At 56.9% G+C, this 14,311-nt stretch carries 10 protein-coding genes; 3 read left to right on the forward strand and 7 right to left on the reverse strand.

Annotation, left to right across the window (positions count from 1 at the left end; genetic code table 11):
• Positions 1-13: 13 nt before the first annotated feature.
• Positions 14-1,285 carry an exo-alpha-sialidase gene (locus SH421x_RS03000; protein ID WP_488853906.1) on the reverse strand — a complete coding sequence of 424 codons (1,272 nt, stop codon included), beginning with the start codon at positions 1,283-1,285 and terminating at the stop codon, positions 14-16.
• Positions 1,286-1,458: 173 nt separating this feature from the next.
• On the opposite strand from SH421x_RS03000, the gene SH421x_RS03005 reads away from it, so the two are divergent.
• From SH421x_RS03005 to SH421x_RS03015, 3 genes are all read left to right on the forward strand, one after another.
• Entirely contained in the window at positions 1,459-1,965 is a 507-nt protein-coding gene (locus tag SH421x_RS03005; RefSeq protein ID WP_488853907.1) for a MarR family winged helix-turn-helix transcriptional regulator, read from the forward strand.
• A 67-nt stretch (positions 1,966-2,032) separates the two neighbouring features.
• On the forward strand, positions 2,033-3,292 hold the full coding sequence (locus SH421x_RS03010; RefSeq protein WP_488853908.1) for an NAD(P)/FAD-dependent oxidoreductase: 1,260 nt from the start codon (positions 2,033-2,035) through the stop codon (positions 3,290-3,292).
• Positions 3,293-3,790: 498 nt separating this feature from the next.
• Positions 3,791-4,717, forward strand: a complete 927-nt coding sequence (locus SH421x_RS03015; protein ID WP_488853909.1) for a malate dehydrogenase — start codon at positions 3,791-3,793, stop codon at positions 4,715-4,717.
• A gap of 25 nt (positions 4,718-4,742) precedes the next feature.
• Here the strand turns inward: SH421x_RS03015 and SH421x_RS03020 are convergent, their stop codons facing one another.
• From SH421x_RS03020 to SH421x_RS03045, 6 genes are all read right to left on the reverse strand, one after another.
• On the reverse strand, positions 4,743-9,167 hold the full coding sequence (locus SH421x_RS03020) for a PAS domain S-box protein (protein WP_488853910.1): 4,425 nt from the start codon (positions 9,165-9,167) through the stop codon (positions 4,743-4,745).
• A 214-nt stretch (positions 9,168-9,381) separates the two neighbouring features.
• Positions 9,382-11,106 (reverse strand): HEAT repeat domain-containing protein, encoded by a 1,725-nt coding sequence (locus tag SH421x_RS03025; protein ID WP_488853911.1) that lies wholly within the window; start codon positions 11,104-11,106, stop codon positions 9,382-9,384.
• Between the two features lie 87 nt (positions 11,107-11,193).
• On the reverse strand, positions 11,194-11,829 hold the full coding sequence (locus tag SH421x_RS03030; RefSeq protein WP_488853912.1) for a hypothetical protein: 636 nt from the start codon (positions 11,827-11,829) through the stop codon (positions 11,194-11,196).
• 195 nt (positions 11,830-12,024) lie between these two features.
• Positions 12,025-12,498 (reverse strand): very short patch repair endonuclease, encoded by a 474-nt coding sequence (locus SH421x_RS03035; protein ID WP_488853913.1) that lies wholly within the window; start codon positions 12,496-12,498, stop codon positions 12,025-12,027.
• Positions 12,459-13,616 carry a DNA cytosine methyltransferase gene (locus SH421x_RS03040; RefSeq protein WP_488853914.1) on the reverse strand — a complete coding sequence of 386 codons (1,158 nt, stop codon included), beginning with the start codon at positions 13,614-13,616 and terminating at the stop codon, positions 12,459-12,461. The genes SH421x_RS03035 and SH421x_RS03040 overlap by 40 nt, the downstream gene beginning before the upstream one ends.
• A 109-nt stretch (positions 13,617-13,725) precedes the next feature.
• On the reverse strand, positions 13,726-14,214 hold the full coding sequence (locus tag SH421x_RS03045; protein ID WP_488853915.1) for a hypothetical protein: 489 nt from the start codon (positions 14,212-14,214) through the stop codon (positions 13,726-13,728).
• Positions 14,215-14,311 lie beyond the last annotated feature (97 nt).

The raw sequence follows: 14,311 nt of genomic DNA on the forward strand, positions 1-14,311 counted from the left end.
TGGCTGGCTCGGTCTACACCAATTTGTTCGGGCGATCCCAATGGATCCGCGCGACAAATACGCTGCCATCGCTGCCGTACTTGTTGTTGATCGGCATGACGTGCGTTTTGCTGCCGTCCTGCATCCATTCAGAGACGGTCACCCACGTTTCGTGTTCGTTTACCGTGGTGACTCCAAAGTTGCCGAGCCGAGCCCCACGCTCCGGCACCAATATGCGTTCAGTTTCACGGATCACGCAAAGCCGAGCGGGATCGACCTGCGCCATGAACAGCGGAGCCCGATGGCGGATCACATGGTCGTTGTTGGCGCCGCGGCGGGTATAAACCAGAAACAGTCCATCGCTGTGCGTCACCCAGTGCTGCTGCGTATTGTAATTTCCTAGCTCACTGCCGTCGTCAAACTTCCAGTCGCGGATCGGCTCAAAGTTCAGACCGTCATCGCTCTGTGTGACAAAACCGCGCTCGTCGTTGCGAATGGTTAAGAAGAAGCGATCGCCGAACTGGGCCAGCGATGGCTCATGCAAGCCGCGCGTCTTACCTTCGACCGCAATTTCAGTCCCATGCTCGACGTACTTTAATCGCTGGCCGTCAAACGTGCAGCGGGCGATCGTTACCTGGGCGCTCTTGCCGAGCGGGCTAAAGTAGATCGGCAGCAAAATCGAACCGTCGGCCAGATCGACTCTTTGTGTGCAGCCGGCGCCGCTATTCTCAAACTTTTTGCCTGCCGGCATCTGAAGTTCTTGCCAAGCCGTCCACGCAGCTTGTTGCGGATTGTAAGTCGAGTAAGTCGTATGTCGCGGGCGAGGATGTTTCACCTTCCAGTCTGGCGTGTAGACGACCGAGTGCCCTGTTCCCAGCAACGTTTGTGACGCGGCGTGCCAAGTGGGCCAGAAGTCGCTCACCGCAACCGGCCGCTCGACGCCGTTGATCGTCTCCATGCGGATGGCCAGATTTTCCTGTTCTCGCGGCGGCGTCCAAGTAGCTCCCAGGTCATCGGTCGACAGGCAGAACATCGCTTTAAAGACGTCACTGCCGGAGACGTTGAGCGTGTTCATCGTCATGACAACCCGCGGTTTTCCCTCTTTGCCCGCGCCGGGGACAATCCCGGCCCGGGGATGACACCAGCATTTTTCGCCATCGTACAGCTTGGTGGGAACGTCGAGCGTCAGGTCAAATTGAGGCCGGACAATTTCACTCCCCCAAAGGCTAGAAGAGGGGAGTGCGGCGCTAAACAGCGATACGCCGCCGCAAAGGGAAGACTGCAAGAAAGCACGGCGTCGAATCATAGCTGGCTCGTGATCAGCAAGGGAGGAAAAGGGGAGGGGCTGGCACCTGTACGCTACCCCACTCGGGGCGCAATCACAACTCATTTTTTGGGCGAATTCGTGCCTGATCGAAACGGGGATTGGCCAAACAGTTGTCTTGACGTGTGTTGTTTAGACGGCTATTCTGAAAGGAAATGAACGCTCCTAGTTCCAAATCCGGTTCGGCCCGGCGAAGTCGCAAGTTCGACTCGCTGGAGCAGGAAGTTTTCTTGAACCTCTGGCGGACCTACGATCGACTCAAAGCGCTGGAAGATGAGATGTTCAGCCAGTCGGGGATCTCGGCTCAGCAGTACAACACCTTACGGCTGCTGCGATCGGTTTATCCCGAGGGTATGCCTACGTTGGTCCTGGGGGGGCGTTTGATCTCCCGGGCGCCAGACATGACTCGCTTGCTCGACAAACTAGAGCAGCGGGGCTTGTTGGTTCGACATCGTCCGCCCGAGAATCGCCGCGTGGTCGAAGTCCGCCTGACGTCAGAAGGACTTCAGCTAGTGAACCAACTGGATTCCGCCGTGCGAAAATGCCACGATCAGCAGTTGGGGCATTTGGATGCAAAGTCGCTACAGCAGCTAGCGCTGCTATTGAAAGCGGCGCGGCAGCCGCACGAAGATTCGGAGAATCTGTCGCTGGTCGATCAATAGTATCCGCCTATAACCTGTAAGCCTGTTCCCGCCAATCGACATCTCTGTTGTTGAGAAGAAGAGCTCTATGATTGCCAGCGAGAAACCGAATGTCGTCGTTATCGGCGGCGGTCCGGCCGGATCGACCGTTTCAACGTTGATTGCCCAAAAAGGGTACAAGGTCGAGCTGTTCGAGCGCGAGGTCTTCCCCCGGTATCACATCGGCGAGTCGATGATTCCGGAAACGTACTGGGTGCTCAAGCGGCTCAACATGCTCGACAAGATGAAGGGGAGCCACTTCATAAAAAAATATAGCGTGCAATTTGTCGGTCAGTCAGGCAAGCTCTCGGCGCCGTTCTATTTCCACGACAACAAGCCGCACGAATGCTCGCAGACCTGGCAAGTTCGCCGCAGCGAGTTCGACCTGATGATGATCGAAAACGCCGCCGAGCACGGCGTCACCGTCCATCAGGGCACACGCGTGCTGGAAGTCTTGTTTGATGGTGATCGCGCTATCGGCGTGAAAGTGGCAGATTCGTCCGGCGCAACTCGCGAGGTCTACGCCGATGTGGTCGTTGACGCCAGCGGACAAAGCTCGATGCTGATCAACAAATTCAAGCTACGCGTCCCCGATCCCGAGCTCAACAAAGGCGCCATCTGGACCTACTTCAAAGGCGCCTACCGCGACGTTGGCAAGGACGAAGGCGCCACCGTCGTATTGAGCGTCCAAGGCAAGAACGGCTGGTTCTGGTATATCCCGCTGCATGACGATATTGTCAGCGTCGGCGTGGTCGGCGATTTTGACTATCTGTTCAAAGGCCGTACTAGTCACGAGCAAACCTATGCCGAAGAACTAGAACGCTGCCCGGCCGTCAAGCAGCGCGTCGAGATGGGCGAACAGGTCGAAAAAATCTTCGCCACCAAAGACTACACCTATCGCGCCAGCCAAGGCTCTGGCGATGGTTGGGTATTGGTCGGCGACGCGTTCGGCTTCCTTGATCCCCTCTATTCGTCCGGCGTGCTGCTGGCGCTCAAGTCAGGCGAACAAGCGGCCGACGCGATCTGCGATGGCCTGGCCAAAGGAGACACGTCCAAAGAACAACTCGGCCACTGGGTGCCTGACTATATCGTCGGCATGAACCGGATGCGGCGATTGGTAAGTGAATACTACGAAGGCTTCAACTTTGGCCGCTTCATCCGCCGCTTCCCCGAGTACACCGGCCGCGTCACCGACCTACTAATCGGCGATCTCTTCAAAGACGACCTCGACGAAGTAATCGCGTCGATGGACATGGTCAAAGCCGAAGACGAAGAAGCCCGACTAATGGCGACCCGAGAGCAGGACTAGCCTCTCGCTTTTCAAAGCGCGAGCAAGGGGGAGAGGAGTGCGGCCAGCGAACCCGAGAATCAATTCATGATTGGAAGGCAGTCAACGCAGTGATCACCTTGCGACGCAGTGATCGCAAATTCTCAAAAGCCCAACGGGCTGTTCTATCCCTAGCCCAGAGTGCTCGGCGCGCAGCGACGGAGCCCTGGGTTTGCTGGCGACGATGAGCGCTATTCGTGCTTGGTCATTCACTCGACATTCTGGTTTCGACATTCGTCATTTGCTTCTCCGCTTTCCGGTCCGGTCCACCGTCCACCTCATTCGTCATTCAAAAGAAAAATCTGCCGTGGGCTGACTGTGGCGAAAAAACAAAGAATAAAAGCATGTTTCGCGCTGCCATGATTGCTGCAAAAATCAACGCAAAAGACATCATACGCAAGGTTTTGACCATAACGTAGTCGCCTGCTCTCGCGTTAGAATGCGACGATCGAGCACTCTATTACGCCGAGGATGCAGAGTATGAAGGTTTCACTGATTGGGCTGGGAAGAGTCGGTTCGGCCGTTGCGCATGCGATTGTGCTGAAGGGATTGGCTGACGAATTGGTGCTCGTTTCGCGGCGCACCGAGATGGCTCGCTCGGAAGCGGATGACCTGAACCATGCCGCCGGGCTCGAGGAGCATTCGGTCGATGTGCGTGCTGGTGGTGACATCGATACCGCTGGCTCGGACGTCATTTTGTATTGCGACGCTGCGCAGAACCAAGGGGGCGATGTGGATCGTTACAGCGCCGCGCGAGGCAATCTAGAGCGGCTGCGTGAGCGCATTCCGATTTTGGCGGCCGCCAGTCCGCAGGCAATTTGCGTGATGGTGACCAACCCGGTCGACGTGATGACCTGGTTTGCGCTGCAGTTGTCCGGTTTTCCGCAAGAACGGGTTTTTGGCGTGGGTACGTTGCTGGATACGGCTCGGCTGCGGCACTTGCTGTCGGAGCGGTTGAGCGTGCATGCGAGTGACGTCCGCGCCTATGTGATCGGCGAACATGGAGACGATCAAGTCGCGTCATTCAGCAGCGCCTCGCTCGGCGGCGAATTGATGAAGCCGAGCGACGATCTTGCGTCGCTTGCTCGTCAGGCGGCTGAATCAGCCGGCAGGATCTATCGTACCCGCGGGTTCACTAATTATGGGATCGCGGGCGCCGCGATGATGATTCTCGAATCAATCCGCAGCAATCGCCGCCGCACGGCTCCGGTGAGCCTGCGGATCCATGATTACTACGGCGTGAGCGACGTTTGTCTCTCGTTGCCTGCGGTGATCGGTCGGCGAGGGATCGAACGCGTGCTGCGGCCCGAGCTGAACGAAGCCGAGCAGGTGACGTTTTTGCGGGGCGCTAATCGGATTCTCGACGGAATTCAGCAATTGAATGCTTCTCTGGTTGCTGTGTCCTAATCGTTGGTTGAACGGAGCTGGGACTTTAGAGGAGTGAAGAATCTGCGTCGCTCAGTTTGGAATGCGAGAAGAGACTGCGTAACGTTTCTAGGGCCGGCGGTTTCACCAAGTGTTCATCGAATCCGGCGGCGGCCGATTTGCGACGATCTTCTTCTTTGCCGTAGCCTGTCAGCGCAATGAGCAGCGTTTGATCCAGCTCTGGGTCTTCTCGAAGTCGTTGGCCCACTTGATAGCCGTCCATGTTGGGCAAGCCGATGTCCAGAAAGATTATTTCCGGTCGCATCGCAGTCGCCTTGGCGATCGCGGTGGGGCCATCGTGGGCGAGTTCGATTTGGTGTTTGCCGAGCTTACCCAGCAGTAGTGACAGCATGCGAGCGACCCCCACATTGTCGTCCACGACAAGAATACGGCGAGAGATGTTGGACGCGTCATCGGCCAGCTTGACTTCGGTCGGCAGGGGAGCGTCAGAGATTGGCAGTTCCACAATAAATTGGCTTCCTTTTCCTGTTCCATTACTTTTGACAAAGACAGCGCCATGATGCATTTCGACCAGATTGCGGACCAATGTGAGCCCGATGCCGAGTCCCCCTTGCGCACGATCCAAGGCGCGTGACGACTGCGTGAACAAATCGAAAACGTGAGCTGTTAGCTCTGGCTCGATTCCGATGCCGTCGTCACTGACTTGAATCTGCGCTTTGTCGTCGATGCGTTGTACGACGAGTTGGATGTGACCGCGTGGGTCGGTGTACTTGGCGGCGTTGTTCAGCAGATTGCTCACAACTTGCACCATGCGAACCGGATCAACGAAGATCGGGATCGGCTCCTCTGGCAATTCGACGGTCAGTTGATGCCCTTTCTCGTCGAAGAGCCATTTCACCGCTTGCACAGCGCGTTCGACGATAGCAGATATCGAAGCGACCTCAGAACGAAGCTCGACTTTGCCACGCATGATTCGCGAGACGTCTAACAGGTCATCCACCAAGCGAACCAAGTGCTCGACCTGGTCTTTCATCGCGTCGAGGACTGCGGCGTCTTGGGGAGAGTCGAGTTCTAGGATGTCGATGCCGCTACGGATCGGAGCGAGCGGATTTCGCAGTTCGTGCGCGAGCATCGCCAAAAACTCGTCCTTGCGTCGATCGGCTTCGCGCAGCTGCTGATAGAGGATGCTGTTCTCGAATGCGACTGCGGCGCGGCGCGAGACATCCTCGGCGGCGCGCAAAGCTTCGTGATCAAATTGGCGCCCTGATTCGGCCATGCTGAAAGTTAGCGCTCCGATGGTTTTACCACGCGAGATCAAGGGGACTCCGATGTAAGACTTTAATTGCAAGGACTGTAGAATCTGTAGATGCTCTGGAGTGCGCGCTGCCGCCTGGAGACCTTCGTCAGCGACAGTCTCTAACAGTTCTGATGTTCCATTTCGGATGATATTCAAAATGCCGAACTTATCATCCTGTTGTGGCGGATGGAGTGCGTTCATACGATTAACAAGTTCGATTTGCGCCGGATCCTGATGCATCAAGGCCACACGACGTGGTTGGCCTGATTCGTCCAGCAGATCCACGGCGCACCAGTCGGAGAAATTGGGAACCGCGATGCGCGCTAATTCTTTGAACGTTGTTTCGTAATCGAGATTCGCGGTCAAGCAAGCGCTGGCGTCAGCCAGAAAGCGATTGATTTGCTCGGTCCGCTTTTGCCTTTGAATGTCAGTGCTGGAAACGAACCAGCGAATCACGGCGCCGCCAGCGTCTCGCACAGGCACCGCTCTGGTAAGAAACCAGCGGTTCGAGTTCTTGGCTTGATCAAAAAAACGATGTTCCAGCTCGCAAGGCGTTCCGCTGCGAACCGCTTGATCCCAAGTGGCTCGAAACATTTTCAGGTCATCCGGGGGCAGTAAATGCTCCCAGTTGCGATCGTCATCGGCGCCGCGTTCGAATTGGGTGAATTGATGCCAACGATTGTTGAAATAGTCGGCTTCTCCATCCGGGCCGGCGGACCAGACGATGTGCGGCATCGCGTCGGCCAACTGACGGAACCGGGCTTCATTTTCGCGAATCGCCTCTTCGGTTTCTTTTATTTCGGTGATGTCACGTGTGGTGCCGGCGACTGCTTCAACCTCGCCGTCCGAGCCAAACACCGGGAGAAAAATATAGTCGTAAATACGACGGCCAGAGGAGCCAACAAAAGGAACTTCACCACGGATTGAATCACGTGTGGCGACGACTTGATCGATTTCGCGCGCGTGCATTTCGGCATGCCAAGGTTCGTAGCCCAGTTCAAAGCAATCCTTACCGATCGCTTCGTCCCAGGTACGTCCCCACATTTTCAGCAGGGCGTCATTCGCATAGGTAAAGCGATGCTGCAGATCAAACACGTAGACGAGGTCAGGGATGGTCGAAAGAATCGTGCGGTACAGTCGGCGCTCACGTTCGGCTTCGGCGGTCAGACGCTCGAGAATCTGTTCGCCCCGTTTACGGACAACGTATTGAGCAATCGCGTCGGCCAGCGGGGCCAAGTCGCTGAGGGTCGCGTCAGACAGCTCGTGTCGAGCAAAGGTAGCCAAGACGCCGAGTACGCGTCCTTCGACGGTCAGAGGATAGCCGGCGAATGCGACCATGCCTTCGCGCAGCGCCCATTGTGGATCGCTCAGGTTGGGATCCAACGGTACCTGGTTGGTCACCAACGGTTGGCACTGTTGGGCGATGCAGCCAATCTTGCCTTCGCCCCAGGTAACTCGTTGATGACTTTCGATCAAATGATTTCGTTCGCCTGCGTTGGCTTGCAAAACCAAAGCCAGCTCAGAGTCGTCAATTAGCCAAATGCGGACCAGCGCCGTATCAAGATGACGCACCACCGCTTCTGCGCAAAGCTGCAAGACCTCGGACATCGGAGCGCTGGTTGTGAGGCAACCGCTGATGTCGGCACGCATGGCCGCAAGTCGCGAGCGCTCGGCCAGGATCTGTTCGTTTCGCTTGCGTTCGGTCAGGTCGAGCAGCGAACCGACCATCCGCATCGGTTTTTTATCATGGTGCACGATCCGCGCACGATCGAAGACGTAGGCGTATGCGCCATCCGCTTTTTGGAAGCGATATTCGTCGGTCCAGCGATCCTGGCCTTCCTCAATCGCTTGATGAATTCCGTCAATAACCCGCACACGATCATCGGGATGAATGCCGGCCTTCCACCAACTTGCGTCGGCGCCAACTTGCGACTTGGTATAGCCGAAATTGCGAAGAATCCCCTCGTTCCAGCGAACCTTGTTTGTATGGAGGTCCCAGTCCCAGATGGCGTCGTTCGCCGCTTCACTGACTAGGCGATAACGAAGCTCGCTTTCGCGCACCCTTTCGGCGGCGGTTCGCTCTTCAGTAATGTCGACGTTCATGCCGACCCATTCGCGGACGCTGCCGTCCGGGTTTAAGACCGGAACTCCCCGGACCGAAGTCCAGCGATACTCACCGTCGCTCCGCCGCAACCGATATTCGCATTGATAAGCGGACCGATCGGCCGTCGCATTGCGCCAGCTTGCCGAGGTACGCTCGCGATCGTCAGGATAGACCGCGTCGAGCCAACCGCTGTCTTGCCACTGCTCGAAGGTTTGGCCTGTGAATGCTCGCCAAGTTGGCGAGTCTTCGATAATCTTGCCGTTGGGCGCGGTGGTCCAGACGATCGTAGCGGTGGCTTTGACCAACGCGCGAAAGCGTTCTTCGCTCGACTGCAGCCGTTGCTCGGTATTGCGCCGTGAAGTGACGTCACGAAACACCAGCACAGCGCCGATGATGGCGCCGGTATTGTCGCGAATCGGAGCCGTGCTGTCCTCGACCGGCAACTCGCGACCATTTTTAGCGATCAGGATCGAATCGGTAGCGGCGCCGACCGTGACTTCTTCGGCGGCGGCTCGCAGCGCGACGTTGTCAATGGTTATACGCGAGTGTTGGTGCACCAAGCGAAACACTTGCGTCAGCGGCCGACCGACGGCCTCAGGGGTGGACCAACCGGTCAACTCTTCCGCCACAGGATTCAGCCCCGTAATCTTGCCGTCAACATCGGTTGTGATCACAGCATCTCCGATGCTGGTCATGATCAAGCGAAGTTCTTCGCGGCGTTTGATTTCGCGCAAGACGGCTCGGCGCTTCGCCTCATTGACAATCGCAATCGTCACCCCGATCACAAAAAAGAGAGCGATGCGGAGCAAGTCAACTGCGCTGTCGACTCGCGGCGAAAAGAGGGGAGACAGAAAGTAGTAACAGCCGACGGCGACACAGAGGGCCGTAGAGAGTAGGCCGGGGTAGAGTCCTCCCCACCAGGAAGCGATCAGCACCGCCAAGACCAGCAGCATCATGCCTGCCGACTCGCCGAGCTGATTGGCCAGAACCAGCCCAAGGCCAAAGCACGCGGCCGATACGACGATCGCTACTAGATAACCAAGGATGGCGGATTGCAGAATTCTTGGCACAACAATTCTCAGCGTGAATAGGAACCGCCGGAAAATGGAAAGTATGGTAACGGAAAGGGACTCGGCTGCATGCTATCGTATGCGGCTTGAAGCGATCAACCAACGGGAGCAGGAGAGAGTGCGGTAAGTTCAGAACTATCGTAGGGAGAAAAAAAAACCGCCCCTCAAACTGAAGGAGCGGCTTTTCGTGGACTGCGTAGCGAGAGTGACGGGGCTATTGCACTTTGGTGAGTGCGTCTGTGGCTGCGGCGCGAACCGCCTCGGATTTGTCGTCGCTCGCCGCTTTCGACAAAGCCTCTTTGGCCGGAGCAGCTTGTTTACCGAGCATGCCGAGCGATTTGGCCGCTTCAAGGCGAACCAGATCGGAGCCCGTCGATAAGGCTGCAGCGAGAACCGGAGTTGCTTTTGACGCGGCGGCGCTGGTCGGATCGATGTGAGCAATCGCCCAGCCGGCGGCTACTTGGGTAAACTCAATGTCGCTTTCAAGCAGAGGAACGATCTGAGCGATCGTCGGCTTGGCTGCCGTTCCGATGCTACCCAGTGCGTAGAGCGCACTTTGTTGCAATCCGGCACTGGGGTTGTTGAGGAACTTGGCGATTGCTTCGGTAGCGGGAGCCGCCGTCGCGCCAAGTCCACCCAGAACCATCAGCGTTTCGCTTTGGACTTCCTCATCGGAAACTTGCAAGGTTTCGATCAAGGCTGGGATCGCTGTTTTGGCCGCAGGACCAAGCTGGCGAAGGATCGCTAACGCATGCATTCTTAACCCTTCGATTTCGAGGGCTTTGATCAAACGGGGAGTCGCTTCTGGACCGAGCGTGACAATCAAATCTCGAATGTTCACGACGACCGTCGGATCGGCGTCAGACAGTGCATTGAGCAAGACCGGCGCGAGCAACTCGCGGGGAGCTTCTAATTCGCTTAAACAGCGAGCCGCTGCAGCGCGAATGTTGGGGTTCTTGTTCTTCATTCCCGCGACAAGATCTTTGACGGCGTCTTTGACCGCTTCGGCGTCTTCGGGATGAATCCGCGCAATCGCCCATTCGCCGAGCATGTGCATGAATTCATCGTTGGATTTGGATGCCGATTCCAGGGCCGGTTCAGCGGCGTCATCTTTGATCACGCCCAACGCATACGCCGATGCGTAGCGAACGGCCATCGAATCGTCTCCTTGTAAGCTAGCGGCCAATTGGCCAACCGCAGGCTTGGCGCCGGGGCCAATTTCGCCAAGGGCGACGGCTGCCTGCATGCGGGTATCAGGATCTTTGTGGGACTTCAGCACTTCGGCCAGGTTGGGCGCTGCGCTTTCGGCATCCGGGCCCATCTCGCCGGCGATCAAACAGGCCCAATAGGCGCCCCGTTCGGTCTGAAGAGCTTTTTTCAGAACAGGCAACGATTTTTTGCCCGCTTCGGCCAATGTGTGCAGTGCCGGAACGATGACGCTTGGGTCTGCATCATCCAAAATCTTGGCGATCAGCGGCAGAGTCTCGTTCGAGTCGGTCGGCAACTTGCGGACGGCGCCCATCGCTGCGCGGCGCACGATCGCTTCTTTGTCGGTGATTTTTTTGATTAGTGCCGGAACGGCAGGCAACGCTTTTTCGCCGATCTCACCGATCGCGTAAGCGCTGTAGGCACGCACTTCGGCGTCGGGATCATCCAGCCCCTTCGTCAACGCGTTGAGCGCCGGAGCGGCGGCGGCTTCGTATTCGGCTAAAGCTCGCGCGGCATGCCAGCGGAGTTCCGCCGATTTGCTTCCCATCGCCGTGATCAGAGCTGGTACAGCCTTGTCCGCCGCATCAGGATGAAGCGCCAGCGCGTCTGCCGCAGCAACCGCTGCTGGGCCATCGTCCGACAGATTCTTGATCGAATCGGCGGCATCGGCCCAGGCGATCGAAGCAACTGCCAACGGCAGGGCTAGGGACAACAACAGTCGTTTGTACATTGCAAACTCCGCAGAAAAGTAGGTCACTGCGACGATGGGATGAGAGGGGATCAGCAGAGGAGCGTCGGTTGCGTCACCGTCTGGCGGTTAGCCGGACGGGAATTGGGCATCGTGAACCAGCGATCGCATGAAATTGCTGGCGTCGACAAAATCTTGCGGAGAGTATTCGCGAATTCTCACTTTGAGTTCTTCGAACATCCCATCGGCGGTGGCGGTAACATTGCGAAACTCGTCCACATTGGCGTAGGAGCCTTCGCGAGCACGCATGGCGAACGCCAGATTCAGTTTCTCGCGAAACTCGTCATACGGTTTGTCGGTCAGGATGAATGGCCAGTTGATTTCGCCCGTCAGCGGATCTAACTGCGAAGCGGCCAGACGTTGCGGCGCTCGCTCTTGATTGAAGCGGAAGATCTGTTCGGCGGTTGGTTTAGGACCTGCTTTTTCAGCGCGGAACTCATCGTTGCGTCGACGCATCTCGAAATAGACCTGCTGGGCCCGGTTTCGATTTTCAATGTATTGGCTGCGTGCTTCTTCAATGTCGATTGCCGCACGAGCAGTGTTCAGGTTGTATTCACCCTGAGCACGAACGATGTCAGCCAAGCCGCGTGCTTGACTTTCCTCAACGGTTGCAGCTTGGGCGCCGGTGTTGTAGTACCACTGGGCCGATGCATTTTGAGCTACCACCGACGCAATGCCGATAGCCAAGAGTAGTCGAAACGACATGACGCATCCCTCGAGTAAGTCGATTACGATTCAGTGAACCTGGATCGCGAGATAGGCTTTGGGGAAATAGGTGGTCTTCGCGGTTTGAGAAGACATTAGTTCCAGAATACCCGATACGTCGACGAAAGCAATTAAACCGGGCTCAAATCCAGGTTTTTCATCCTCCCCCCCGACGGGATTCGGGCATCTCTCGGTCTAATCGGCCAAAAATCTATGCAGTTTTTGGGCCAATCGTAACCAGTTCCCCTGCTTTGTCTCACATTCCCACACGATTAGCGTTCGCCACCCCAGTTTTCGCAGTGCTTTCAGGGCTTGGCGGTCACGCTGTTGATTCCTGCTTAACTTAGTACGCCAATAATCGGCGTTCTGTTTCGGCAACGGACGTTGACCTCTGGCACAGGCATGCTGATGCCAGAAGCACCCGTGTACAAAGATTACTTTCCAGCGGCCAGGAAAAGTCAAATCGGGGCTCCCCGGCAAGTCGCTCCGTCGGAGCCGAAAGCGGTAGCCCAGGCGATGCGCAAGACTGCGGACAATCCGCTCTGGACGAGTATCATGGGACCGAACCCGCCGCATAATTTCGCTGCGAGTTTCGGGATCAAAAATATCGGTCGAGCGGGACATTCGCGCTACCGGCAAAAGAGTTCCAGCTGTCGAGGCGAGAGACATTCGGACGCTAGGCGGTTTAGATAATTTTCACCAATCCAGGTCAGTACGCTCGAACAGACGGCGTCACCAAAGCCAAACAGGGCGTCATTGTTTGATCCGCTGATCAAAAATTCGCCGGCTCCCATCAGCCGAGCACATTCGCGCGGCGTCAACAGACGCACCGCGTATCGCCCGTAGCCCGCTTTGAACAAGATCTGCCGTCCGCTGCCCCCCTTGGGCGTACGCAGGCAGCCAGCCAGCCCGTCGGTTCGCAGTTCGGCCATCGAGCGTTTCTCGCCATCTGCCGCACGGCGGACGCGGCGAAAGACCGCACCGTAGGTCCAGCGGCGGCGCGAGATCATCGCATCGGCCTCGGCGCGATGCCGAGGGCTCATTTGGTTCAGCAGATATTCGGCTCGTTCTTGGGACCACCAAGCGGGATCGTCATCGGAGAGCTTTTCCAAAATGTCGGCCAGTTTCTCACGACTTGCCGTCGGAGGATCCGGCAAGCTGGCGCAGCTCCAGATGATCTCTGGATGGCCTTGGATGAAGTTCACCAGACTCGCAGGACGAAGCGGCGAAGGGGTCAGCTGGTCGGACGCGATGGTTGCTTCGTCCTCGACCGCTTTGGCGACCACAAACAATCGCAATCGGCTTTGCGGAGTGAACCATTTGGCGTCTAGCATGATCGGATCGACGCGATAGCCGAGATCATTGAGAGCGGATAGTACTGCGGTAAAGTCGGCGCCCCCGTGCGAATTTAGCAGGCCAGGGACGTTTTCTAGCAGCACCAGCGGCGGTCGGCGACCGCCGAGTCGCTTGAGCACTTCAAAGAAGCCCCAAAAGGCCGATGACTGAGCCCCGCCCAGTCCTTTGCGTCCGCCGGCCAGCGACAAGTCGGTACAGGGGAACGACGCGGTCGCAAGAGTCACATCCGGAATCGTCGCCGCATCTAGCTGATGAACGTCTCCCAGGGCGAACGCTTCATCGGAGCCAAAATGCGCTTCGTATTGGCGATGCTTGGCGGCGTCAATGTCATTGGCGAACAGCACTTCCCAACCAGACCGCTCTAGTCCTAGGCGAACCAGACCAATGCCGGCAAAGAATTCGGCGAACGTGCGCGGCGCTGGTGCGGACATAATCGACTTCCGATGTCAAAGCGAATCTCGAGGTCGTATTATCGCGGAGTTGCGCGAAATGCTCAATCGTCCGTTAGCAGGGTGCGATGACGTTTCGCGAGCGATGCGTTTAGCTTTTGGCGCCAGAGTAGATCTCGGCATATTCAATCGCCCAGACATCGATGAAATTGGTGAACGTGTCGACGTCGACTTCTCCCAATTTCTCAAAGTAGTTTCGGTTGAACGTCTCTTTGTTGCGGATGGCGCCTTTGGCGGTCAGTTCTAGGACATGAACCGAAGAGTAAGGGCGAATCGTCATTTCTAGTCGGCTATACAGACTGCGTCGTTTGCCGCTGGCCAGATCCAGGTCGTCGCGATAACAAGCCGCTCCCCATCCTTTTTCGCCGAAGATCGTCTCGGTCTGAAAACCGGGAAAATGGTTGGGCAAAACGCTGACGCACTTTTCGATGTAGTCCGAGAGTTGCAGTCGCAATTTGCTATGCAGCTCACGGCATTCTTCTTCGCTGAGCGTCTGAGCGCGAAGTGCTTCGGTGCGGGCAATGTGCCGCTTCTCACCCCGTTGAATCGCTTTTTTTAGACGGTCTTCAAAATCGTTCATGAATCTTCGAGTCGCACGCGGCGACTTGGTTGGAGCGAAGGAAATAGGCAAAACGTTCCGCCGCGCCGCGAACAACAAGGCGATGGACATGGCGGCT

The organism is Blastopirellula sp. SH421 (assembly GCF_057808535.1).